This is a genomic window from Nakamurella sp., assembly GCF_044224575.1.
Taxonomy (GTDB): Bacteria; Actinomycetota; Actinomycetes; order Mycobacteriales; family Nakamurellaceae; genus Nakamurella.
The window spans coordinates 68,584-92,274 of sequence record NZ_JBGAKE010000013.1 but is presented as its reverse complement, the minus strand read 5'-3'; the positions used below and the strand labels follow the sequence as shown (position 1 = coordinate 92,274).

Annotated in this window: 17 protein-coding genes; 12 read left to right on the top strand and 5 right to left on the bottom strand. The window is 72.2% G+C overall.

Annotated features, from left to right (window positions below; genetic code table 11):
• Nucleotides 1-11: 11 nt before the first annotated feature.
• From ACILSK_RS15915 to ACILSK_RS15900, 4 genes are all read left to right on the top strand, one after another.
• Nucleotides 12-1,568 carry a DUF2252 domain-containing protein gene (locus ACILSK_RS15915; RefSeq protein ID WP_395728150.1) on the top strand — a complete coding sequence of 519 codons (1,557 nt, stop codon included), beginning with the start codon at nt 12-14 and terminating at the stop codon, nt 1,566-1,568.
• A gap of 152 nt (nt 1,569-1,720) precedes the next feature.
• On the top strand, nt 1,721-2,251 hold the full coding sequence (locus ACILSK_RS15910; protein WP_395728149.1) for a DUF6325 family protein: 531 nt from the start codon (nt 1,721-1,723) through the stop codon (nt 2,249-2,251).
• Nucleotides 2,252-2,379: 128 nt separating this feature from the next.
• On the top strand, nt 2,380-5,127 hold the full coding sequence (locus tag ACILSK_RS15905; RefSeq protein ID WP_395728216.1) for a DEAD/DEAH box helicase: 2,748 nt from the start codon (nt 2,380-2,382) through the stop codon (nt 5,125-5,127).
• Nucleotides 5,128-5,301: 174 nt separating this feature from the next.
• A complete protein-coding gene (locus ACILSK_RS15900) occupies nt 5,302-6,249 on the top strand; it encodes a DUF4333 domain-containing protein (protein ID WP_395728148.1) in 948 nt (315 codons plus the stop codon).
• A gap of 39 nt (nt 6,250-6,288) precedes the next feature.
• Here ACILSK_RS15900 and ACILSK_RS15895 read toward each other — a convergent pair whose 3' ends face one another.
• Complete coding sequence (locus ACILSK_RS15895) at nt 6,289-7,674, bottom strand: NAD-dependent succinate-semialdehyde dehydrogenase (protein ID WP_395728147.1); 1,386 nt, start codon at nt 7,672-7,674, stop codon at nt 6,289-6,291.
• 324 nt (nt 7,675-7,998) lie between these two features.
• Between ACILSK_RS15895 and ACILSK_RS15890 the strand changes: the two genes are divergently transcribed.
• Nucleotides 7,999-8,661: a helix-turn-helix domain-containing protein gene (locus ACILSK_RS15890; protein ID WP_395728146.1), complete on the top strand. Its 663-nt coding sequence runs from the start codon at nt 7,999-8,001 to the stop codon at nt 8,659-8,661.
• Nucleotides 8,662-8,969: 308 nt separating this feature from the next.
• Here the strand turns inward: ACILSK_RS15890 and ACILSK_RS15885 are convergent, their stop codons facing one another.
• Nucleotides 8,970-9,989, bottom strand: a complete 1,020-nt coding sequence (locus ACILSK_RS15885) for a 5'-3' exonuclease H3TH domain-containing protein (protein WP_395728145.1) — start codon at nt 9,987-9,989, stop codon at nt 8,970-8,972.
• 166 nt (nt 9,990-10,155) lie between these two features.
• Between ACILSK_RS15885 and ACILSK_RS15880 the strand changes: the two genes are divergently transcribed.
• Nucleotides 10,156-10,884 (top strand): GntR family transcriptional regulator, encoded by a 729-nt coding sequence (locus ACILSK_RS15880; RefSeq protein ID WP_395728144.1) that lies wholly within the window; start codon nt 10,156-10,158, stop codon nt 10,882-10,884.
• The gene (locus ACILSK_RS15875) at nt 10,881-12,227 is read left to right on the top strand and encodes an ankyrin repeat domain-containing protein (RefSeq protein ID WP_395728143.1); all 1,347 of its coding nucleotides are present in this window, start codon (nt 10,881-10,883) and stop codon (nt 12,225-12,227) included. The genes ACILSK_RS15880 and ACILSK_RS15875 overlap by 4 nt, the downstream gene beginning before the upstream one ends.
• A gap of 65 nt (nt 12,228-12,292) precedes the next feature.
• Here ACILSK_RS15875 and ACILSK_RS15870 read toward each other — a convergent pair whose 3' ends face one another.
• Nucleotides 12,293-13,033 (bottom strand): dienelactone hydrolase family protein, encoded by a 741-nt coding sequence (locus tag ACILSK_RS15870; protein WP_395728142.1) that lies wholly within the window; start codon nt 13,031-13,033, stop codon nt 12,293-12,295.
• 79 nt (nt 13,034-13,112) lie between these two features.
• On the opposite strand from ACILSK_RS15870, the gene ACILSK_RS15865 reads away from it, so the two are divergent.
• The 4 genes from ACILSK_RS15865 to ACILSK_RS15850 all read left to right on the top strand — a co-directional run bounded on the left by ACILSK_RS15865 (nt 13,113) and on the right by ACILSK_RS15850 (nt 18,388).
• On the top strand, nt 13,113-14,255 hold the full coding sequence (locus ACILSK_RS15865; RefSeq protein ID WP_395728141.1) for a M24 family metallopeptidase: 1,143 nt from the start codon (nt 13,113-13,115) through the stop codon (nt 14,253-14,255).
• An 11-nt stretch (nt 14,256-14,266) separates the two neighbouring features.
• Nucleotides 14,267-14,743, top strand: coding sequence for an Lrp/AsnC family transcriptional regulator (locus ACILSK_RS15860; protein ID WP_395728140.1), 477 nt, complete (start codon nt 14,267-14,269; stop codon nt 14,741-14,743).
• A complete protein-coding gene (locus ACILSK_RS15855; RefSeq protein ID WP_395728139.1) occupies nt 14,740-16,848 on the top strand; it encodes a prolyl oligopeptidase family protein in 2,109 nt (702 codons plus the stop codon). Before ACILSK_RS15860 ends, ACILSK_RS15855 begins: the two co-directional genes overlap by 4 nt.
• A 112-nt stretch (nt 16,849-16,960) precedes the next feature.
• Nucleotides 16,961-18,388: an MDR family MFS transporter gene (locus tag ACILSK_RS15850; protein ID WP_395728215.1), complete on the top strand. Its 1,428-nt coding sequence runs from the start codon at nt 16,961-16,963 to the stop codon at nt 18,386-18,388.
• Between the two features lie 76 nt (nt 18,389-18,464).
• On the opposite strand, the gene ACILSK_RS15845 is transcribed toward ACILSK_RS15850, so the two are convergent.
• The gene (locus ACILSK_RS15845; protein WP_395728138.1) at nt 18,465-20,909 is read right to left on the bottom strand and encodes an HAD-IC family P-type ATPase; all 2,445 of its coding nucleotides are present in this window, start codon (nt 20,907-20,909) and stop codon (nt 18,465-18,467) included.
• 166 nt (nt 20,910-21,075) lie between these two features.
• Between ACILSK_RS15845 and ACILSK_RS15840 the strand changes: the two genes are divergently transcribed.
• Nucleotides 21,076-22,689 carry an amidohydrolase gene (locus ACILSK_RS15840; protein WP_395728137.1) on the top strand — a complete coding sequence of 538 codons (1,614 nt, stop codon included), beginning with the start codon at nt 21,076-21,078 and terminating at the stop codon, nt 22,687-22,689.
• Nucleotides 22,690-22,900: 211 nt separating this feature from the next.
• Here ACILSK_RS15840 and ACILSK_RS15835 read toward each other — a convergent pair whose 3' ends face one another.
• Entirely contained in the window at nt 22,901-23,557 is a 657-nt protein-coding gene (locus ACILSK_RS15835; protein WP_395728136.1) for a GntR family transcriptional regulator, read from the bottom strand.
• Between the last annotated feature and the right edge of the window lie 134 nt (nt 23,558-23,691).

Here is a 23,691-nt window from a genome sequence, read left to right as displayed (position 1 = left end):
CTGGAGTTCCCGTGGCCACTCCCAAGGTCCTCGTCCACCTTTCCGTCGCCGACCGGCAGGCCAAGGGGGCGGACGCACGGGAGCGGACGCCGCTGGAGAGCCACCTGGGCTGGACGCCGGCCCCCGACCGGTTCGACCCGGTGGCCTTGCTGGAGGAGCAGAACACGACCCGGGAGCCGGACCTGGTGCCCGTGCGGCACGGCCGGATGGCGGTGTCCCCGTTCACCTTCTATCGGGGCGCGGCCAAGATCATGGCCGCCGACCTGGCCACCACCCCCACGGCGGGGCTGAACGCCCAGTTGTGCGGGGACGCCCACCTGTCGAACTTCGGCGGATATGCCTCCCCGGAACGCCGGCTGGTGTTCGATCTGAACGACTTCGACGAGACCCTGCCCGGACCGGTCGAGTACGACGTCAAGCGGCTGGCCGCCAGCTTCGTCATCGCCGGACGGAACAACGGCTTCTCGCCCGAGCAATCCGCCACCGCCGCTCTGACCGCGATCCGTCGGTACCGCACCGCGATGAGCGAGTTCGCCGCGATGGGGACGATGGAACTCTGGTACAGCCATCTGTCGGAGGACGACCTGAAGTCGGCGCTCGGCCGACTGTCGGAATCGGCGGCCGCGGCTGCCACTGACGGTGCCGGCAAGGGCAAGGCCGGCAAGGCCAAGAGCGGAAAGGGAGCCGCGAAGGCGCGCAAGGACGGCGGGAAGGGCAAGCAGGACCGGACGCTGCCCGAGGCGGTCTCCGACGCCGACGTGCTCGCGCAGGCCGCCCGCCGGGCGCAGAAGGGCCTGGACAAGGCGCGGACCCGCGATTCCCTGCAGGCCCTGTCCAAGCTGGGTGAGCTGGTCGACGGCCGGTACCGGATCAAGAGCCAGCCGCCGATCGTGGTGCCGCTGCGGGACTTCCAGGGTGTGGATGAGCTCTCGGCCGACAACATCGAGAACGTGCTGCGTGAGCAGTTCCGCGAGTACCGGGCCAGCCTGGAACCGGATCGCCGGCATGTCCTGGAGAACTTCGCCTACGTCGACATGGCCCGCAAGGTGGTCGGCGTCGGCAGCGTCGGTACCCGCGCATTCATCGTCCTGCTGGAGGGTCGCGACATGAAGGACCCGCTGTTCCTGCAGGTCAAGGAGGCGACCCGATCGGTGTTGGAGGACCACCTGCCGGCGAGCAAGTTCGCCAACCCGGGCGAACGGGTCGTGCGCGGCCAGCGGATGATGCAGGCCACCAGCGACATCTTCCTGGGCTGGACCAAGGGCATCCAGGCGAACCGGTACTACTACTGGCGGCAACTGCGCGACATGAAGACGTCCGCGGTCATCGAGTCGATGACGCCGGCCGCGCTCGCCTTCTACGCGGACCTGTGCGGCTGGACCCTGGCCCGGGCCCACGCCCGGTCCGGGGACGTCATCGCGTTGGCGGCGTACCTGGGCGATTCCGACGTCTTCGAGACCGGCATCACCGACTTCGCGGTGCGCTACGCGGACCAGAACGAGGTGGACTACCAGGCGTTCACCGCGGCGATCGACTCCGGCCGGCTCCCGGTGCGGCGAGGTCTGTAGGGCGCACCGACCGAGTCGGGTCCGGCCCCGCCGAATATGCTCGGGCCCGCACCCGGGTTGAGGGCGGCGCACGCTCGGCCGGCCACCCGGGTGAGACTGCTCTGCGCACCCACGGCGGCCGGCTCAGGCCGCCGAATCAGGAAAGGCACGTCATGACCGAACCCATCGACGAACTCGGCCCGGTGGATTACCTGGTGGTCGAGTTCCCCGGCAGCCAGTTCAACGGCGAGATCCTGCCGGAACTGCTGGCCCTGGTGCGGCACGGCGTCGTCCGGATCCTGGACCTGGCGGTGATCCGCAAGAACGAGGACGGCTCGTACGAGGCGTTCGAATTCGAGGACCTGCAGGAGGGCCCGCTGGCCGAACTGCGGGAGATCGAACGCGACCTGGCCGAACTGCTGTCCGACGACGATGTCGCCGCCACCGCCGAGGCGCTGGAACCCGGAAGCACGGCGGCACTGCTGATCTACGAGAACCTGTGGGCGGCGCCCCTGGCCTCGGCGGTGCGGCGGTCCGGCGGGCAGCTGATCGCCAGCGGGCGCGTTCCGGTGCAGCAGCTGCTGGCGGCCGCCGAGGCCGAGCTGGCGCAGGAGATCGAGACCGAACTCGAGGCGCAGGCCCTGGTCGCGGAGGTCGCCGCGCAGATCGAGGCCGACGAGGAGGCCGACGCCGGCACGTCCTGAGGGATCCGGTTCCGGGGCGGCCGTCGCTGCCCCGGTCCTCGGCACGCGTGTGACACCCTGGAATGGTGACCCGACACGGCTGGACGCAGGAGACGGACGGGTCACCGGCCGATCGGTACGCCCACGCGATGGCGTCCCGGGGCGATCGGATGCATCCCCGGCTGGCCGAGTTCGCGCTGACCCGCCCCTTCCCGCTGGACCAGTTCCAGATCGACGCCTGCCGGGTGCTGGAGGACGGGCGCGGCGTCCTGGTGTGCGCGCCGACCGGGGCCGGGAAGACGGTCGTCGGTGAGTTCGCCGTGCACCTGGCCCTGGGGTCGGGCGGCAAGTGCTTCTACACGACGCCGATCAAGGCGTTGTCCAACCAGAAGTTCGCCGACCTGATCGCCCAGTACGGGCCGGACCGCGTCGGCCTGCTGACCGGCGACACCTCGGTCAACCCGCACGCCCCGGTCGTCGTGATGACCACCGAGGTCCTGCGCAACATGCTCTACGCCGGCTCGCCCGACCTGGCCGGTCTCACCCACGTCGTGCTGGACGAGGTCCACTATCTGGCCGACAAATTCCGCGGCCCGGTGTGGGAGGAGGTCATCCTGCACCTGGCCGCGGAGGTATCCGTGGTCGGCCTGTCCGCGACGGTGTCCAACGCGGAGGAGTTCGGCGCCTGGCTGGCCGAGGTCCGGGGTGAGCTGTCGATCGTCGTCGACGAGATCCGGCCGGTTCCGCTGTGGCAGCACATGATGGTCGGACGGCGGTTGTTCGACCTGTTCGGCGGACACGACGATGCCCCACCGGCGGGCGGGCCGAGCGGTGCGCTGCGCGTCGACCCGGCCCTCATCCGGGCGATCCACGACGCCGAGGCGATCGCCGAACGGTACGGCGGTGGTCGCCCCGGGCGCCGCGGCGAGCACGGCCGCGCGGCTGGCGGACCCCGTTGGCGTCCGCCCGGCCGGGTCGACGTCATCGAACGGCTGGACGGGGCCGGGCTGCTGCCCGCGATCACCTTCATCTTCTCCCGGGCCGGCTGCGACGCGGCCGTCGCCCAGTGCGTGCGGGCCGGCCTGCGGCTGACCACCGAGAAGGAACGCGACGAGATCCGCCAGATCGTCGACCGCCGCACCGTCGAGCTGATGGACGTCGACCTGGGCGTGCTGGGCTACTGGGAGTGGCGGGACGGCCTCGAGCGGGGCGTCGCTGCGCATCACGCCGGGATGCTGCCGGTGTTCAAGGAGACGGTCGAGGAACTGTTCGTCGCCGGACTGGTCAAGGCGGTGTTCGCCACCGAAACCCTGGCGCTGGGCATCAACATGCCGGCCCGCACGGTGGTGCTGGAGAAGCTGGTCAAGTTCAACGGGGAGAGCCACACCGATCTGACCGCGGGGGAGTACACCCAGTTGACCGGCCGCGCCGGCCGGCGCGGCATCGACATCGAGGGGCACGCGGTCGTCCTCTGGTCGCCTGGGATGGACCCGCGGATGGTCGGCGGGTTGGCATCGCGGCGCACCTACCCACTGCGGTCCTCGTTCCGGCCCAGCTACAACATGGCGGTCAACCTGGTGGACCGGCTCGGCCGGGGCGCGGCCCGCGAGCTGATCGAGCAGTCCTTCGCCCAATATCAGGCCAACGGTGCGGTGGTCGGCATGGCCCGGCAGGTCGCCCGCAACACCGAGGCGATCGTCGCCCACGAGCGGTCGATGCAGTGCCATCTGGGCAGCGCCGCCGAGTACCTGGACCTGCTCACCGGTCTGGCCGACGCGGAGAAGGAGATCGCCCGGGCCGGCGCGGCCCGCCGCCGCGACCGGACCGCCGAGGACCTGGCCGAGCTGCGCCGCGGCGACGTGATCGACGTGCCGTCCGGTCGCCGGTCGGGCCTGGCCGTCGTGCTGGACCCGGGTATCGAACCCGACGGGCCGCCACGCCCGCTGGTGGTGACCGCCGGCCGGTGGGCCGGCCGGCTGTCCACCGCGGACTTCCGTGGTCCGGTGCCGGCGCTGGGCCGGGTGAAATTGGGCAAGTTCACCGACCACCGCTCGCCGAAGGTGCGCCGCGACCTGGCGTCGGCGATCGCCTCCTCCGGCGTCCGGCCGCCCGGCCGTGAGCGCCGGTCCGCGCGGTCCGCGTCGGGGGTCTCGTCGCCGGAGGAAATGGATCTGGCCGTCCTGCGCAAGGCGATCCGGGCGCACCCGGTGCACGGGTGCACGGATCGGGAGCAGCACCTTCAGTGGGCCCGCCGCTGGCGCCGGCTCACGGGTGAGAACGAGGCCCTGGCCGCGAAGGTCGCGGCGGCCACCGGCTCCCTCGGCCTGGCGCTGGACAAGATCGTCCGGCTGCTCGAGCAGCACGGGTACCTGGCCGGTGACGAGCTGACCGCGGACGGCCGGATGCTGGCCCGGATCTGGGGCGAGAGCGACCTGGTGGTGGCGGAATGTCTGCGGCGCGGCATCTGGTCGGGAGCGTCCGCGCCGGCGCTCGCGGCGGCGGTGTCCTGCCTGGTCTACGAATCCCGCCGGGACGGACCGGGCGCGACCCGGGTGGCGGCCGGTGAGGCGGGCGAGCTGGTCGCCGCGACGTCGGCGGTCTGGGTGCGGGTCGCCGCCGCCGAACGGGAGATCGGGCTGCCGGCCACCCGGGACGTCGATCCGGGGTTTGCCGCGGCGGTCGCCGCCTGGAGCCGGGGGGCCACCCTGGCGGAGGCCCTGGCCGTCGCGGTCGGCGGCGGAACCGACCTGTCCGCCGGGGATTTCGTCCGCTGGTGCCGCCAGGTGGTCGACCTGCTCGATCAGATCGCCGGGGTGGCGGCGCCGGACGTTGCGGCGGTCGCCCGGTCGGCCGTCGGAAGTCTGCGGCGCGGCGTCGTCTCCCTCGGCGCCGCCTGAGCGAGGCTGGCCGAGTGAACGATGTGGTGGGCACGGAGGAGGCCCGGAAGGTCTTCGTCGTGCCCCGCCCCGCGCCCGGACTCATCGTGGTTGGATCAACATCAATCACCGTCCCGGTGTGGTGACACGACCGGACGTCGCGCCGGATCGAGCGGCGGATTCGAGGAGGAAGCGATGAGTACCCCACAGGGTGGTCAATCGGGGAGCGGCCAGCAGCCCGGATCCGATCAGCCGGCCGATTCGGACGCCACCACCGTCTACCGTCCCGGCGACTACGGCGTCTCCGGCGCCGGCCCGTCGGGCGGCCCCGCCTCCTCCGGTAGTTCGTCCGGCTCCGGGGCACCGGCCGGCGGATCGTCGGGTTCGGGGTCGTCCCCGGGTGGCCCCGGCGATTCGTACGCGCCGCCGACCAGCGTGCAGCCCTCCTACGGTCAGCAGCCCTCCTACGGCGGGCAGCCGGGCTACGACCCGTCGGCGTACGGCCAACCCGGCGGGTCCGGTGGCCAGCAGGGGTACTACCAGCAGCCGTCGTACGGCCAGCCGGACGCCGGCCAGCAGGGCTACTACCAGCAGCCCGGCTACGGTCAGCCCGACCCGAACGCCGGCCAGGGCTACTACCAGCAGCCCGGCTACGGTCAGCCGGCAGGCGGCCAGGACTACGGGCAGGGCGGTGCCGGATACGGCCAGCCGACCTACGGTCAGGCCTCCGCGGGGTACGGCCAGCAGCAACCCGGTTACGGCGGGTACGGCCCGTCGTCGGGCGGGTTCCCGGCCACCACCGACGCGCCGAAGAAGTCCAACCGGGGCCTGATCATCGCGATCGTGGTCGTCGTGGTCCTGGCCGCGCTGGCAGCGGTGGCGCTGTTCGTCTGGCCCGGCTTCCTGAACAAGAAGGTGTTCGACGAGAAGCAGGTCGCCCAGGGCGTGAACAACGTGCTCACCGGCCAGGCGCCGTCCGGCTACGGGATGACTGGCGTCAGCGACGTGACGTGCCCGTCCGGCCAGCCGGTGACGGCGGGCACCAGCTTCCAGTGCACGCTCAAGGTCAACGGCGAGTCGACGACGGTGACAGTCAAGGTGCAGGACAACAGCGGCCTGTACCAGGTCAACCCGCCCAACTGACGCACGCCATGACCGTCGCCTCGCACCCCGAGGCGACGGTCAGCGGGCCGGTGCGGTGCGCACCAGCTTGTGATTGACGAACTCACTGATCCCGTAGGAGCCGAGCTCCCGGCCGAAGCCGCTGCGTTTGACGCCGCCGAACGGCAGGTCGGCGCTGCTGCCGCCGGACTCGTTGATCGAGACCATCCCGGCATCGAGCCGGTCGGCCACCCGGGCCGCCCGCTCCGGGTCGTCGGAGTGCACGGACGCGCCCAGCCCGAACGGCGTCGCGTTGGCCAGCGCGACCGCGTCGTCCTCGTCGGTGGCCCGGTGCACGACGGCGACCGGGCCGAAGAGCTCCTGATTGAACACATCCATCTCGGCGGTCACGCCGGTGAGCACTGTCGGCCGGTACCCGTAGCCGGGTCCGTCGGTGCGCCGGCCGCCGGTCAACACGCGGGCCCCCTGGGCGACCGCCCGGTCGACCTGGTCGGCCAGGGTGTCGCGGGCGTCCTTCGAGGACAGCGGACCGAGGAACGTCGAGTCGAGGGTCGGGTCGCCGGGCTCGATCCGGCCCATCGCGGTCGCGAAGCGGTCGACGAACTCGTCGTACAGGTCGTCCAGGACGATGAACCGCTTGGCCGCGTTGCAGGCCTGGCCGGCGTTGGCCAGCCGGGCGTGCACGGCCCGTTTCACCACCCGATCCAGGTCGGCGGCGTCGAGCACCACGAACGGGTCGGACCCGCCCAGCTCCAGGACCACCTTCTTCAGGTGCCGGCCGGCGATCGCCGCCACCGCGGCGCCGGCCCGCTCCGACCCGGTCAGTGACACCCCCCGGACCCGGGGATCGGCGATCATCGTCGCGATCTGCTCGTTGCCGGCCAACACCGTCTGGAAACCGTCGACCGGCAGGCCGGATTCACTCAGCGCCTGCCGGATGATCGCATCCTGAGCCAGCGCACTCGACGGGCACTGCGGCGCCGGCTTCAGCACAATCGTGTTGCCGGCGGCCAGATTCGGCGCGGCGAACCGCGCGGCTTGATAGTAGGGAAAGTTCCACGGCATGATGCCGAGCAGCGGGCCGACCGGCACCTTCCGGACGACAGCGGAACCCCCCGCCCCCGTGGTGATCTCATCGTCGGCGAGAAACTGCGTGGACCGCTCGGCGTAGTACCGGTAGATCGAGGCGACCAGGCCGAGCTCGCCGCGGGCCTGCCGGATGGGCTTGCCGACCTCCGTGGTGACCAGCATCGCCAACTCGTCGCGACGTTCGTCGTGCAACTCGGCGATCCGGCCCAGCGCCGCGCAGCGCCGGTCCAGTTCGCTGCCGGCCAGCTCCCGCGCGGCAGTCTCGCTGCTGGCCAGGATCTGCTCGATCTCGGCGTCGGTCGCGGTGGCGTACCGAGATTCCTCGCGACCGGTCGCGGGGTTGGTGACGGCAAACATGGGGCAATGGTCTCTGGACCGGCGACCGTCGACAACCGGAGACCGATCCGGAGGGCACGACCCTGCCCGGTGCATTCCGATGGCGGGCTCGTCACCGGCCTGCCGACATCCACCACAACGGTCAAAGACCGCTGCTGACGGGGATCTCGTCGCCAACGGCGTCGTGGCCGTCGGTCTCGGCATCCCTGAGGCTGAGAAGGCACGGATGACAACGCTGATCCCGGGACGCACCGAGGCTGCAACTAAAGATTCTTTGACGGCAACCCCCGTCGCTGATGGAATACTCGGGTTGCATGCAGGGATACCTCACGAAGGGGCGACGGGATGGGCGCAGCGGTGGTGGCACTGCCGGACGACGGCGAGACCGCGCGCATCGGCGCCAGGCTCAAGGCGGTCCGGCGGGCGCAGCGACGCACCCTGGAGGAGGTCGCCGGGGCGAGCGGGCTGACCAAAGGTTTCCTGTCGAAGATCGAACGGGATCTGGCATCGGTATCGGTCGCCGCGCTGCTGCGGATCTGCGGCACCTTGGGCATCCCGTTGGCGTCGCTGTTCGAGAACGACAGCACCGGTGAGGTGGTGCGGGCCGGGCAGTACCCGCGGATCGACTTCGGCGGACAGGACCTCGACGAGTACCAGCTGACCCCGTTCACCGAGCGGCGGGTGCAGGTGTTGCGCTCCGACATCCGGCCCGGCGGCGGCAGCGGTCCGGAGGCGTACGCGTTGCCGGCCGATGTTGAGTTCGCCTATGTGATCACCGGTCGGTTGGCCGTCGGGTTCGCCGACCGCACCGTCGAACTCGGGCCCGGGGACGCGTTCACCTTCGACGCCGCGGTGACGCACACCTTCCGCGCCGAGGCGAGTGACGGGGTCACCACCGTGCTCTGGGTGCTCTGCCCGGCGCTCGCCGAGGCGGCGCCGGCCGGTGACGGAACCACCCCCTCCCCGGCCGCCGACTCCCGGGCCGCCTACGCGGCGCGGATCAAGTAGCCCCCCGGCCGCCTACCCCGCGCGGATCAACTGGCCCGGCGCGGCCGAACTCGTCGACTTCTGTCCCATCCTTCACATTCGGCGTCACTTGATCCGCGCAGCTGTGCACAGACCGGCTGACCGCGAGGTGTGCACACCCGCGCGGATGAATTCGATTACTCCTGTCCCACCCGCCACATTCGGCGTCAGTTCATCCGCGCCGGCGTTGTTGATCCGCGCGGGCGGGGGCGGCCGTGGACGAGGAAGGTCCGCGCGGGAGGGTGGGGGTGTGGACGAGGAAGGTCCGCGCGGGAGGGTGGGGGTGTGGGTCAGCGGGACGCGAGGGCCTGCAGCAGGCGGTTCACCGGGCCGCCGATGCCGTGCGCCCGCACCAGCTCCGACAGTGCGCCCGGATCAGCGGGTTCCGGGGGCAGGGCGCCGTCACCGGCGGGTTCGACGGTCACCGCGGCGTCCGTCGCGACCCGGACGACCTTCGGGGCGACCAGCAGGTAGTCGCGGGCGTTCGCCAGTTTGGTGCGCACGCCCGGGGCCAGCCCGGTGTTGCGGGAATCGAGCGCCTCGACCAGTCCGTCGACCGAGCCGAACCGGCCGATCAGGGTGGCCGCGGTCTTGTCGCCGACGCCGGGCACGCCGGGCAGCCCGTCGGACGGGTCGCCCCGCAGGGCGGCGAACTCGGCGTAGCTGCCCACCGGGATGGCATAACGGGCCGCGACATCGGCCGCCGTGTAGACCTTGGCCTTGCTCATCCCGGCGCCGATGTACCGGACGGTGACCGGCGGCGCTTCGTCCCGGGCGACCTGGAACAGGTCCCGGTCGCCGGTGACGACCTCGACCGGGTCCGTCGCCTCGGCGGCGGCCAGGGTGCCGATGACGTCGTCGGCCTCGTACCCGGTCGCCCCGGCCACCGTGATCCCGATCGCAGCCAGGGTGTCCAGCAGGATCGGCACCTGGGGCGAGAGTTCGTCGGGCACCACCTCGATGTCGGCCGACGGGCCGGGCCCGCCGCTGTGCGGCGTCGCGCCCGCCCCGGTCAGCGCTCCGGTGAGCGCCTCCGGCACCGCGGTCAGCGTCGACCCCGGCGCCGCTGCGGGTTCCAGCACGCGGTGGGTCTTGTAGGTGTCGATCAGCTCGACCCGCCAGGCCGGCCGCCAGTCCAGGTCCAGGCAGGCGATCAGCCGGGTCGGCCGGGCGTCGGCCACCACCCGGGCGATGATGTCCAGCGACCCGCGGACCGCGTTGACCGGCCGCCCGTCCGGTGACGTGGTGGAGGTTGGCACCGCGAAGAACGCGCGGAAGTAGATGCCGGCCAGGTCCAGCAGTTGCAGCATGGCGCCCGACGCTACCCGTTGTCCGTCAGCTGACCTATCGAGCCGGGCGAGGCTGATCAACTCGGCGGTACGCGCCCGCAATGTCGAGTGTCCTGCCGAATTGATCAGCCTGACGGACGGTCATCGAGTCCGCCGACCGATCCACCAAGATTTTGGTATACCTAAAATGGTGAGTGTTCATCAAACCGAACCTGCCGGGCTGAGCGGCGACGGCCCGGTCGCGCTGCGCGAGACCGCGCGCGACGCCGTGCGGGCACTGATCATCGACGGTGAGCTCCGGCCCGGCGCTCGGCTCGTCGAACGTGCGCTGGCCGACCGGCTCGGGGTGTCCCGGGTGCCGGTGCGGGAGGCGCTGCGCGATCTGGTCGCCGAGGGGTACGCGGTGACCCGGGCGACCGGCGGGATCGCCGTGCGTGACTACCCCGCCGACGACGTGGCCGAGCTGTTCGAAATCCGGTCGGCTCTGGAGTCCGTCCTGCTTCGCCGCGCGTCCGGCGGCCTGTCGCCGGTCGGCGCCCGGCAGCTGCGGGACTGCCTGGACACGACCGGCGAAGCCTTGGCGGCAGGGGATCGGGCCGGCGCCGTCGCCGGCAACGCCCGCTTTCACGAGGTGCTCGCCGAGGTCGTCGCCGGCCCGCTGCTGCAGGGCCTGCTGGACGGCGTGCGGGACCGGATGCGCTGGCTGCTGCGTCAGCACGAGGATCCGGCCGCCATGCACGTCGAGCACGTCGCCCTGTTCGACGCGATCCTGGCCGGTGACGAGCCGACCGTCCAGCGTCTGGCGGTGCACCACCTGGCCACCAGCCGAGCCGCGGCCGCGCGCCGGCTCGGCGGACCCCGGTCGGCTGCGGCCGGGGAGCCGGACTCGCGTGCGGAACGGTCGGCGGCCCGATGAGGATCACCCGAACGGCCCTGACGCTCGGCAGTGTCGCCGTCCTGCTCGCGGCCTGTGCCGGACCGGCCGGCAGCGACGTGACCGCGGCGTCGAGTGCCGTCCCGTCACCGGTCACGTCGAGCCAACCGCCGATCCCGACCACCAGCCCGGAGCCCGCCATCACCGCATCGATCCCGCCGGTCACGACCCTGTCGTCCCCACCGACCACCGAGTCGAGCACCCTCGAGCCGGCCGCACCCCCGCGCGACCCCACCCTCGACCAACCCCTGCGTGACGCGGCCTGGGCGAACGACGTGCCTCGGGCGGCCGAACTGATCGCCGCCGGCGCGGACGTCAACGCCAAGGACGACACCCAGCAGAGCGCCTACCTGATCGCGACCAGCGAGGGCTACCTGGACCTGCTCGAGCTCACCCTCGCCCACGGCGCCGACCTGACCAGCCTGGACTCCTACCGGGGGACCGGACTGATCCGCGCGGGCGAACGCGGCCACGCGGACATCGTCGGGCGGTTGCTGCGCGCCGGGATCGACACCAACCATGTGAACCGGCCGGGCTGGACCGCGCTGGACGAGGCGATCGTCTACGGGGACGGCAGCCCGTCGTACGTCGACACGGTGCGCGCCCTGATCGCGGGCGGCGCCGACCTGGACCGGGTCGCGTCCGACGGGCGGACGCCGCCGCAGAACGCGGTGCGGCAGGGTCAGGACGCGGTGGTGCTCGCGCTGACCGCCGGTACCCAGCCGCCGCCCGCCGATCCGGCGACGGCGCTGCTGAGCGCGGCCGCCGACGGTGACGCCGACGCGGCCGCCGCCGCGCTTCGGGCCGGCGCGCCGATCGAATCCCGCGACGCGGGGGGCCGGACACCGCTGGTGCTGGCTGCGACCAACGATCATGTCGAGGTCGCCCGGCTGCTGGTCGTGCTCGGCGCCGACCCGGACGCCCAGGACGATCGGCGCGACAGCGCCTGGCTGGTCACCGGGGTGACCGGGAGCGTGGCCATGCTGGAGACGCTGCTGCCGGCCGACCCGGACCTGACGCTGACCAACCGGTTCGGCGGGGTCTCGGTGATCCCGGCCAGCGAGCGCGGGCACGTCGACTACGTGCGTCGCGTCGTGCAGACCGGCATCGACGTCAACCACATCAACGATCCGGGGTGGACCGCCCTGCTCGAGGCGATCGTCTACGGCGATGGATCCGCGCCGTACCGGGAGATCGTCGACATCCTGCTCACCGCCGGCGCCGATCCGCGGATCGCCGACGCGCAGGGCGTCACCCCGCTGCAGCACGCCCGCAGCCGCGGGCAGGACGAGATCGCCCAGCGGTTGGCCGCCGCGGGCGGGTGACCGGGTCGTCCCCGCGGAAACGCGAGCGATAGATCGGAAAGGTTCCCGATGAGCTGCCGGAAGCGCTATCCGGTCGTTGAGCCGCGCAGGTGCTCGTCGAAGAACGCCAGGATCCGACGCTTGGCGTCCGCGGCACTGTCGTGGTGGTAGCCGACCCCCAGCACCTTGCCGATCGTGGTCAGCGGCGACGGCACCACGTTGCGGCTGATGAACGCATGCCGGGCCGGCGGGTAGTGCCTGACGTCGTGCGGCACTCCGGCCCGGTCCAGCGCGGCGGTCAGCGTGGCCGCCGCCGGGCCGCGCACCAGCCCGTCCCGGCCGCCGTACGACGCCACGATCGGGCAGCTGCCGGCCAGCACCTCGTCCAGGTTCTGCGGCAGCTCGCCATAGTTGACCGCGGCCGCGTGGTAACCGCCGCGACCGGCCAGCAGCAGCGCGAACCCCCCGCCCAGGCAGTAGCCGGCGACGCCGACCGCGCCCGTGCAGTCGTCCCGCCCGGCCAGATAGCTGCGCGCGGCTTCGATCTGCTCGAACATCGGACCGCGTTGCGCAGCCAGCTGCCGCACGGCACCGCGGACACACCGGATCATCGGCTTGCCGTGGTACAGGTCCGGCATCAGCGTCAGATACCCCGCGGCGGCGAACCAGTCGCACTGCTCGTGCATGTCGTCGGTGGGGCCGAGCGCCTCGTGGATGACGACGACGCCGGGCCACGGCCCCGGCTGGGGACCGGTGGGGACGGGCCGGGCCAGGTAGGCCTGACGATCGTGCAGCGCGCCCGAGCCGGGAACCGTGACGGTCTGCATCGGATGACGGTACGCCCGCTCGGACGCGGTGCCGGCCCGGTCGGCGTTCCGTCCCCGGTAGGAACACTAGGCTCCGGGTATGTCACCCGACCCTGACCCGGTGGCCGTGTTCACCGACCGGCTGGTCCGCCTGGCCGAGCTGGCCGGGGTGTCCGGCGCCGACGCCGTGCTGATCACCCCGGGCCCCGACCTGGCCTACTTCATCGGCCATTCCATCGGTTCGCACGAGCGGTTGACCTGCCTGGTGGTGCCGGCCACCGGCGGCCCATCGCTGCTGGTACCGACGCTGGAAAGACCGGGTTGGGCCGGGTCGCCGGTCGAACGGATGGACGTGGCGATCGGCACCTGGACCGACGGCCAGGACCCGTACGCGGCGCTGGCCGGCCTCCTGCCCGCCGACGCGCGGGTGCTGGCAGTGGACTACCACATGCCGGCGGTGCACGCGCTCAACGCCCAGGCGATCGTGCCGGGTTCGGAGCTCACGTTGGCCGGCGAGACGATCGCCCAACTGCGAATGCGCAAGAGCGCCGACGAGGTGGCTGCGTTGGCCGCCGCCGGGGCCGCGATCGACCGGGTGCAGGTCCGGATCGGGGAGTGGCTGCGTCCCGGCCGCACCGAGAACGAGGTGGCCGCCGACATCGCCGCGGCGATCGTCGCCGAGGGGCATGAACGCCCTGACTTCGTGATCGTCGGCTCCGGGCCGAACGGGGCCAGCCCGCACCACGAGGCCTCCGACCGGGTGATCGAACCCGGCGACGTGGTGGTGATCGACATCGGCGGGCCGATGCCGTCCGGGTACTTCTCCGACTGCACCCGCACCTACGTCGCCGGGTCGGCCGCCGGGGGCGCCGTGCCGGACCGGGTCCGCGAGGTCTACGAGCTGGTCCGGCGGGCGCAGGCGGCCGGGGTGGCCGCCGTCCGTCCGGGGGCCACCGCCGAATCGGTCGACGCCGCCTCACGCTCGGTGATTGACGACGCCGGATTTGGGGAATACTTCATCACTCGGACCGGTCACGGGATCGGCCTGGAGGTGCACGAGCACCCCTACATGGTGGCCGGCAATTCGATCCCCCTGGAGGTGGGCATGGCGTTCTCGGTGGAGCCGGGTATCTACCTGCCCGGCGAGTTCGGGGTCCGGATCGAGGACATCGTTGTCGTGGGGGAGTCCGGGGCACTGCTGATGAACAATGCGTCCACCGAGCTGGTCGTCGTCGGTGGCTGAAGGGTCGAGGGATGCTCGAGGAGCTTGATGCCCGCATCGCCGCGGTGCTCGCCGCCGACGGCCGGTGCAGCTACACCGATCTCGCCGAGAAGGTCGGCCTGTCGGTGTCGGCCGTGCATCAGCGGGTGCGCCGGTTGGAAAAGCGCGGCGTCATCCGGGGGTACACGGCGCAGATCGACAGCGAGCAGATCGGCCTGCCGCTGACCGCCTTCGTCTCGCTCACCCCGATCGATCCCGCCGCGCCGGACGATTATCCGCAGCGCCTGTCGGTGATGCCCGAGATCGAGGCCTGCCATTCGGTGGCCGGGGTCGAGTCGTACATCGTCAAGGTGCGGGTGCAGTCGCCGGCCGCGCTGGAGTCCCTGCTCGGCCAGATCCGGGGCACCGCCGGGATGACCACCCGCACCACTGTGGTGCTGTCGACCCCGTTCGAGGGGCGCCCCGTCGCGCCGCCCATCGGTGTCGACCCCGTCGGCCCGACCGAGTGACCCAGGCTCCGACCTACCCGGCGGTCGAGCGGGACGACGTCGTCGAGTCGCTGCACGGCGTCCCTGTCGCCGATCCTTACCGCTACCTGGAGGATCCCGACGCCGAGCGCACCCGGACCTTCGTCGACGCCCAGAACACGCTGTCCAGGCCGTATCTCGAGGCATTGCCGGCCCGTGAGCCGCTGCTGGAACTGACCACCGCCCTGCTGACCGCCCCCCGTCGCGGTGTCCCGTGGGAGCGGGGCGGCCGGTACTTCGTCGTCGGCAATCCGGGCGAACTGGATCAGGACCAGTTGTTCCGCGCCGACGGTCTGGACGAGTTGCTGGACACGCCGACGCTGCTGCTCGACCCCAACGCGCTGTCCGCCGACGGCACGGTCGCGATGACGGCCGCCCGGGTCAGTCCGGACGGTGAACTGCTGGCCTACGCGGTGTCCGAGGCCGGGTCGGACTGGCGCACGATCCGGGTACGGGACGTCGCGACCGGCCGGGACCGGTCGGACGTGCTGCGGTTCGCCAAGTGGATCGACCCGACCTGGCTGCCCGACGCGTCCGGCTTCCTGTACTGGCGGTACCCGGCGGCGGCCGGTGGCGAACTGACCGAGGCGATGGGGGCCGGCGAGCTGGCGTTGCACCGCATCGGCGCCGACTCCGCGGACGACGAGGTGGTCTGGACGCCGCCGGACCGCGACTGGTTGGCCGATCCGTGGGTGGCTCCGGACGGGCGCTGGCTCATTCTCACGTGCAGCCCGGGGACCGACTCGCGGACCCTGCTGACCGCGCACCGGCTGGCCGTCACCGCCGGTCGGACGGTCGTCGACCCGGCCGCGGTGCCGGTGGTGACCGAGCTGGCCGACGCCCACCACGTCGTCGGCACCGCCGGCGACGTGCTCTTCGTGCGCACCGAGCGGGACGCGCCGCGGGGCCGGCTGGTCGCCACCGACCTGAACCGGGTCCGCACCGCCGCGACCCCGGAGTGGGCGGAGATCGTGCCGCAGCACGCCGAGGACGTGCTGGTCAGCGTCCACCCGGCGCGCGATGCATTCGCGCTCGTCTGGTCGACCGACGCCGCGCATCGCCTCCAGCTCGTGGACCGGGCCGGTGGGCACCTGGACTGGCCCGATCTGCCCGCCCCGGTGTCGATGGCGGCGGTCAACACCCGCGCCGAATCGGCCGAGATCCTGCTCGGGGTGAACTCGTTCACCACCCGGACGCGGCTGTTCCGGCTGCTGGTGGGTACGTCGTCGACCGACGTCCGGGCGTTGCCCGGACCCGGTGGTGAGGTGCCGTTGCCCGAGATGGTGGCCGACCGGCGGCGGGTCGAGTCGACCGACGGAACCCAGGTGCCGATGACGGTGCTGCGCCGCGCGGACCTGCCCGCCGGCCCGGCGCCGACCCTGCTCTACGGCTACGGCGGGTTCGACATCCCGCTGCTGCCGGCGTTCTCCGCGATGTTCGCGGCCTGGGTGGCCGGCGGTGGGGTGCTCGTGGTGACCAACCTGCGCGGCGGTGGCGAGTTCGGCGCCACCTGGCACGAGGCCGGCATGCGGCACCGCAAGCAGCAGGTGTTCGACGACCTCATCGCCTGCGCGGAGTCGCTGGTGGACACCGGGGTGACGACCCCGGGGCAGCTGGCGGTGCACGGCCGGTCCAACGGCGGGCTGCTGGTCGGCGCCGTCATGACGCAGCGACCGGGCCTGTTCGCGGCCGCGCTGCCCACCGTGGGCGTGCTGGACATGCTGCGCTTCCACCTGTTCACCATCGGCTGGGCCTGGACCAGCGACTACGGCTCGCCCGACGACCCGGACGATTTCGGCGTGCTGCTGGCCTACTCGCCGCTGCACCGGCTGACCCCGGGGACCAGCTACCCGGCCACCCTGATCTGCACCGGCGACCACGACGACCGGGTGGTGCCCGCGCACTCGCTCAAGTTCGGCGCCCAGCTGCAGTTCTGTCAGGCCGGCCCGGCGCCGGTGCTGCTGCGGGTGGACACCCGGGCGGGCCACGGAATGGGCAAACCGGCGCGCGCGTTGGCGCTGGAATACGCCGACCAGCTCGCGTTCGCCGCGCGGCACACCGGATTGGCGGTCGGCCGGCCGGAATAGCGATGTTCGGTGGACGGTTAGCCTGCATAAGGTTCGGGCTGAGGCAGGGGAGGCGGCGGTGACGGCAGCGGTCGGTCTGCGCTCCGAGCGGGGGCCCATCCTGGCCTCGCTGATGCTGGCCACCTCGCTCGTCGCGCTCGATTCGACGATCGTGGCCACCGCGGTGCCGTCCATCGTCGCCGACCTGGGCGGCTTCTCGCAGTTTCCCTGGCTGTTCTCGGTGTACCTGCTGGCCCAGGCGGTGTCGGTGCCGATCTACGGCAAGTTGGCCGACATCGTTGGCCGTAAGCCGATCATGCTGGTGGGTATCGGGCTGTTCCTGCTCGGCTCGATCTTCTGCGCGGCGGCGTGGAGCATGACCGCCCTGATCGTGTTCCGCGCGCTGCAGGGGCTGGGCGCCGGCGCCGTCCAGCCGATGAGCATCACCATCGCCGGCGACATCTACACGCTGGCCGAACGGGCCAAGGCGCAGGGCTACCTGGCCAGCGTCTGGGCGATCTCCGCGGTGGTCGGGCCGACGCTGGGCGGCGTGTTCTCCGAATGGCTGACCTGGCGGTGGCTGTTCATCATCAACATCCCGCTGTGCCTGCTGGCCGGTTGGATGCTGGCCCGCCGCTTCCACGAGAAGGTGCAGCGGGTCGCCCATCGCATCGACTACCTGGGCAGCGTGACGTTGACGGTCGGCGCGGCCCTGCTGATCCTGGGGCTGCTCGAGGGTGGCCAGGCATGGGCCTGGACGTCGGCGCCGAGCCTGGCCGTGCTCGGCGGTGGAGCGGTGCTGATCGCGATCTTCCTGGTGGTGCAGCGCCGAGCGGCCGAGCCGGTGCTGCCGCTGTGGGTGTTCTCCCGGCGGGTGCTGGTGGCCAGCGCGGTGATCGCCACCCTGGTCGGTGCCGTGCTGCTGGGCCTGACGACGTACGTGCCGACGTTCGTCCAGGCCGTGCTGGGTACCGGACCGCTGGTGGCCGGGTTCGCCCTGGCCACGCTGACCATCGGCTGGCCCATCTCGGCGACCCTGTCCGGCCGCCTCTACCTGCGCCTCGGCTTCCGCACGACGGCGGTCATCGGAGCCACGCTGGCCGTGCTGGGCGCGGTGTCCACGATCTGGCTGAGCGCGTCGTCCGTAGTCTGGCAGGTCGCGGCCAGCTGCTTCGTCGTCGGCCTGGGCATGGGCCTGATCGCCAGCCCCACGTTGATCGCGGCCCAGTCCAGCGTCGGCTGGTCCGAGCGCGGGGTGGTGACGGCGACAAACCTGTTCGCCCGGTCGATCGGCAGCGCGGTGGGCGTGGCGGCCTTCGGGGCGCTGGCCAACGCCAGCCTGGGCGCGACGGCGAACGCCGCGGACAACCCGGCCGCGGTCGCGGCGGCCAGCCACGACGTCTTCGTCGCCACCGCGGTGCTGGCCGCTTGCATGTTCGCCGCGGCCTGGGTGCTGCCCGGTGGCCGGCCCTCGGCGCAGGACGCCGCGGCGCCGCCCTCGGGCGAGGCGCCGTCGGCCGCTGCGGTCCAGGCCGGCGCCCCCTCGGCCGAGCCCAAGTAGCCACGCCGGCTGAACGCCGGTTGCGCACTGGGCCGATCTGGTGCGCAAGGGCGGTTCACCGACGAGGTGGACCGGCTCAGGTGCCGGCGGCCGTCCGCATGCCCGGCTCGGTCCGGTAGATGATCTCGATCGCCAACGCGCCGACGGCCCCGACCGCCAGCGAGGTCAACAGCGTCGTCTCGGTGATGGAGAAGTTGAAGAACTGGCGGCCGAGCGGGGTGATGAAGGCCAGCGTGGCAATCCCCACCATGGCGCCCACCAGGGCGCCCTTCCACAGCCGGAACGGCCGGGACAGCACCACCAGGATCCAGAACGCGGTGAACAGCAGCGCGATGGTCGCCGCGGTCGACGGCTGCCAGCAGACCACGTTGTCGGTGACCGCGGCCCCCTCGGTCTTGACCAGGCATTCCGATGCCGGGGGAGCGCCGACCTCGGCCCGGGCCAGCAGGTAGGACACGAACACGACGATGCCGGACACAACGCCGGCCGGCACCGCGAACCGGAGCACCCGCTTGAGGAAGCCGGGGACGTAGCGCCGCTTGTTCGGGCCGAGGGCGAGGAAGAACGCCGGGATGCCGATCGTCACCGCGGACACCAGCGTCAGGTGCCGGGGCAGGAACGGGAACGGCAGGGTGAACAGGGCCGCGGTGATGATCGCGATCAGGCTCATCACGTTCTTGGCGACGAACAGGTTGGCCACCCGCTCGACGTTGCCGATCACCCGCCGGCCCTCGGCCAGCACGTTCGGCAGGTGCGAGAACCGGCCGTCCAGCAGGACCAGCTGGGCGACCGCCTTGGTCGCCTGCGCGCCGTTGCCCATGGCCACACCGATGTCGGCGTCCTTGAGCGCCAGCGCATCGTTGACCCCGTCGCCGGTCATCGCGGCCACATGCCCGTTCCGCTGCAGCGCGTTGACCAGGGCCCGCTTCTGCTCCGGCGAGACCCGGCCGAACACGGTCGTCCGCTCGACGAGCTCGCGCAGCTCCTCCGGGTCCTCGCCGATCGTCCGGGCGTCGACCACCGCCTCCGCCGGCACGTCCAGGCCGACCCGGCGGGCGATCGCCGCGACCGTCGTCGGGTTGTCCCCGGAGATGATCTTGATCGCGACGCCCTGGTCCTTGAAGTAGTTCAGGGTCTCCTCGGCGTCCGGGCGGACCTGCTCGGTCAACGTCACCAGCGCGACGGTGCGCATCCCGGCGGGCAGCTCCTGGCCGTGCAACGCGGCGTCCGAGCGGGCCAGCAGCAACACGCGCCGTCCCGTCGCGGCGAGTTCGGCGACCCGGTCCCGCAACGGGTCGTCGGGCGCCAGCAGCACGTCGGGGGCGCCGAAGACCAGGGCGCCGCGGCCGGTGAAGGACGCGGCGCTCCATTTGCGGGCCGAGTTGAACGCGATCGTGGCCTCGCGGGACCAGCCGCCCGGCGCGGGCAGCGCGGCGGCCAGCGCCTTGAGGGTGCCGTTGGCGTTCGGGTCATCGGCCAGCGCGCCGAGTGCCTCCCGCACCTCGTCGGCCGTCATCGCCGCGTCCGGCACGGGTTCGCAGTCCTCGTAGGCGATGTCGCCGACGGTGAGCGTGCCGGTCTTGTCCAGGCAGACCACGTTCACCCGGGCCAGGCCCTCGACCGCCGGCAGCTCCTGGACGAGCACCTGCTGCCGGGTCAGCTGCACCGCGGCGAGCAGGAACGCCACCGACGTCAGCAGCACCAGACCCTCGGGCACCAGCCCGACCAGCCCGCCGGTGGACCGGATGACGACCTGCTGCCAGCCCTGGTCGCCGATCGCCCGCCACTGCGACCACAGCTGCAGCGGCAACGCGACGACGATGATCCAGGTGATGTACTTGAGCAGCCGGTTGACGGACTCCTGGATCTCCGACCGGGTCTTGGTGAACTTCTTGGCCTCGGCCGCGATCTTGTTGATGTAGGCGTCATGCCCGACCGCGGAGGCCGGGAACCGGCCGGTGCCGGCCACCACGGTGGTGCCGGAGCGGACCTCGTCCCCGGGGGCCTTGGGGATCGGGTCCGCCTCGCCGGTCAGATTTGCCTCGTCGACCTCCAGACCCGAGGTGGTGAGCACGACACCATCGGCCGGCACCTGGTCGCCGGTGCGGAGTTCGATCAGGTCGTCCAGGACGACCTCGCCGGTGGGGATCTCGATCAGCCGGCCGTCCCGGACGACCCGGGTGGTGGGTGCATTCAGCAGCGCCAGCCGATCCAACTTGCGCTTGGCCAGGTACTCCTGCCCGATGCCGATCGCCGAGTTGACGATCAGCACGACCCCGAACAGGCCGTCCGCCAGGGATCCGGTGATCACGATCAGCACGAACAGGGCGCCCAGAATCGCGTTGAACCGGGTGAACACGTTCGTCTTGAAGATCACCCACAGGGACCTCGACGACGCCTGGTCGGTGTGGTTGACCTGACCGTTGGCCACCCGCTGGGCGACCTGCTCGGCCGTCAGGCCGCGGGTGAGATCGGTCGCGCCGACGGCTCCGACGTCGGTCGACTCGGGGGAGATACTCACGACGCCCCCTCGGGGTTCGGCCGCCCATACCCGGCAGGACCGGTACCGGTCCGTCGACTGGGCAACTGGTTGGCTCGGCACGACTGGATCACAGGCAACACTGTGACAGATGGCACCGACACCGGTCAGGTGAGTTCACCCCACCGACGGTGTTGACTGGTCGCCGATGACGCTCACAGTCCTGCGCAACGGCCGGGTGCACACCGCGGCCGATCCCGAAGCCACCGCCCTGGCGATCACCGACGGCACGATCAGCTGGATCGGCGGTGAACACGCCGTCGACACCGCCGGCCGGCCGGACCGGGTGATCGACCTGGCCGGCGCGCTCGTCGTGCCCGGCTTCGTCGACGCCCACGTGCACACCCTCGACGCGGGCCTGGCGCTCACCGGGCTCGACCTGTCCGGTACCCGGTCGCTGACCCAGTGCCTCCAGGCCGTGCGCGAGTACGCCGGCACCCACCCGGACGGTGTGATCTGGGGACACGGTTGGGAGGACACCCGGTGGCCGGAGGGCCGGCCGCCGACCCGGGCCGAACTGGACGACGCCGTCGGTGGTCGCCCGGCGTACCTGTCCCGGATCGACGTGCATTCCGCGCAACTGTCCACCGCGCTCGCCGCGACGATCGCCGACCGTCCGGACGGTTGGTCGGACAGCGCGCCCGTCACCCGGCTGGCCCACGCCGCCGTCCGGTCCGCGGCCCGCGACCTGCTCAGCTCCGCCCAACGCCGGCTTGCGCACCTTTCCTTCCTGTCCGCCTGCGCCGGGCAGGGGATCGTCGAGGTGCACGAATGCGCCGCGGACGGGCCGTCCGGACTGGCCGACCTGCGGGCCCTGCTTGATCTGGACGGGCCGATCCCGGTCCGCGGGTACCTGGCCCGATCCGTCGGTTCGCCCGAGGCGGCCCGGGCCGCGCTCGCCGAGACGGGAGCGCACGCGCTCGGCGGGGATCTGGTCGTCGACGGCGCGATCGGCTCCCGGACCGCCTCGCTGACCCACCCGTACACCGACGACCCGGGCAACCGGGGTGCCCGCTACCTGACCGACGAGCAGATCGTCGACCACCTGATCGCCTGCACCGTCGCCGGCGTGCAGGCCGGTTTCCACGCCATCGGCGACGACGCCGTCTCGGCCGTCGGCCGGGGACTGCTGGCCGCGGCGGACCGGCTGGGGGAGAACGCGACGGTCCGGCTCGCCGCCTGCGCCCACCGGGTGGAGCACGCCGAGATGACCGACGCCGACGCGATCGCCGCGTTTGCGCGGACCGGCGCGGTCGCCGGCATGCAGCCGATGTTCGACGCGGCCTGGGGCGGCCCGGACGGGCTGTACGCCCGGCGGCTCGGCGCTGAACGAGCCGCGCCGATGAACGACCTCGCCGCGCTCGCCGCCGCCGGGGTGGCCCTGGCCTTCGGGTCCGACGCGCCGGTCACCCCCATCGGGCCGTGGGCCGCGGTGCAGGCGGCGGTTCACCACCGCACACCCGGTCGCGGGCTGTCGCCCCGCGGAGCATTCACCGCCCACACCCGGGGCGGGCACCGCGCGGCCGGCCGGATGGACCGGGAGATCGGCACGATCAATGTCGGGGCGCCGGCGCACCTGGCGATCGTGCAGGCGGGCGAGTTGGTCCGGCCGGCGGCCGACCCGTCGGTGGCCCGATGGTCCACCGACCCTCGCTCGCGGGTGCCGCTGCTGCCCGACCTGACGCCGGGCGTCGACCTGCCGACCACCCTGGCCACCCTCGTGGCCGGACGCGTCGTGTTCGACACGGGTGTCTTCGGATAGGCGCGGACCGGGCCGCGGGTTCTCGGGCCGCGGAACGTCGGCCGGGCTGGGGGCGGCGGATGCTCCGCGCTCGACCCCGACCCGGGGAGTGTGCCGCTCGTAGTGAGGGCTGCGGAACGTCGGCCGGGCTGGGGGCGGCGGATGTTCCGCGGCCGACCGGGGGCTCGGGGCCGGGTCGGGGAGTGCCGGCGCGACGTCGGCCGGCGAGAGGTCAGCCGGCGATTCCGGCGCCCTGGTCGAGGTGGGCGGCCAACGCATCACGGGCGCCTTCGAGGTGCACCCGCATGAGCGCGGCCGCCCGGTCCGCCTCGCCGGCCCGGAGCGCGGCCAGCACCCCGTCGTGCTCGGCGACGATGCGGTCCCGGCCCAACGCGTAGCGGGACTGCACCATCGACAGATGGATCTCGCCGGTCAGCGTCTGGTAGAGCCGGGTGAGCCGGGGGCTGGCCACCGCGTCGAACAGCACCCGGTGGAACCGCAGATCGGCCTCGACGAACATGGAATGCCGGGCATCCGGTGGCACCTGCGCCAGGTCGCGCACTGCCGTCCCGGCCGCCTCCGGGATGGGATGTCCGGCCAGCAGCCGGACGACCTCCAGCTCCAGCGGCATCCGGACCAGGAACAGGTCCTCCACATCCGCCCGGGACAGGGTCGGCACCTGCGCGGACCGATGGGCCTCGCGGCGCAGCAACCCCTCGGACACCAGCGCGGCGATGGCGGCCTTGGCGGTGGGCCGGGACACCTCGTAGTCGGCGGCGACGTCGGTCTCGCCCAGTCCCACTCCCGGGTCGATCTGCCCGTCCAGGACCTTCGCCCGCAGCGATGCCGTCAAGGCATCGACAACCGAGACGGTCTGTAGCCCCTTCACCGGCCCGCCCTCCTCGCACCTCGATCCAGCGATCCGCCCGACAGAAATCTACCGATGAATCGTCAGACAGTCCATCCGAATGGTTGACAGACGTGTATACATGTCATACAACTTGTGGACGAGGGCGATCAGGG

Excerpts from the sequence above, each read along its gene's own strand:
- ACILSK_RS15900 (WP_395728148.1), top strand. The coding sequence starts at position 5,302 with ATGAGTACCCCACAGGGTGGTCAATCGGGGAGCGGCCAGCAGCCCGGA.
- ACILSK_RS15870 (WP_395728142.1), bottom strand. The coding sequence starts at position 13,033 with ATGCAGACCGTCACGGTTCCCGGCTCGGGCGCGCTGCACGATCGTCAG.
- ACILSK_RS15840 (WP_395728137.1), top strand. The coding sequence starts at position 21,076 with ATGACGCTCACAGTCCTGCGCAACGGCCGGGTGCACACCGCGGCCGAT.
- ACILSK_RS15895 (WP_395728147.1), bottom strand. The coding sequence starts at position 7,674 with ATGTTTGCCGTCACCAACCCCGCGACCGGTCGCGAGGAATCTCGGTAC.
- ACILSK_RS15905 (WP_395728216.1), top strand. The coding sequence starts at position 2,380 with ATGGCGTCCCGGGGCGATCGGATGCATCCCCGGCTGGCCGAGTTCGCG.
- ACILSK_RS15850 (WP_395728215.1), top strand. The coding sequence starts at position 16,961 with ATGCTGGCCACCTCGCTCGTCGCGCTCGATTCGACGATCGTGGCCACC.
- ACILSK_RS15910 (WP_395728149.1), top strand. The coding sequence starts at position 1,721 with ATGACCGAACCCATCGACGAACTCGGCCCGGTGGATTACCTGGTGGTC.
- ACILSK_RS15885 (WP_395728145.1), bottom strand. The coding sequence starts at position 9,989 with ATGCTGCAACTGCTGGACCTGGCCGGCATCTACTTCCGCGCGTTCTTC.
- ACILSK_RS15890 (WP_395728146.1), top strand. The coding sequence starts at position 7,999 with ATGGGCGCAGCGGTGGTGGCACTGCCGGACGACGGCGAGACCGCGCGC.
- ACILSK_RS15860 (WP_395728140.1), top strand. The coding sequence starts at position 14,267 with ATGCTCGAGGAGCTTGATGCCCGCATCGCCGCGGTGCTCGCCGCCGAC.
- ACILSK_RS15875 (WP_395728143.1), top strand. The coding sequence starts at position 10,881 with ATGAGGATCACCCGAACGGCCCTGACGCTCGGCAGTGTCGCCGTCCTG.
- ACILSK_RS15865 (WP_395728141.1), top strand. The coding sequence starts at position 13,113 with ATGTCACCCGACCCTGACCCGGTGGCCGTGTTCACCGACCGGCTGGTC.
- ACILSK_RS15880 (WP_395728144.1), top strand. The coding sequence starts at position 10,156 with ATGGTGAGTGTTCATCAAACCGAACCTGCCGGGCTGAGCGGCGACGGC.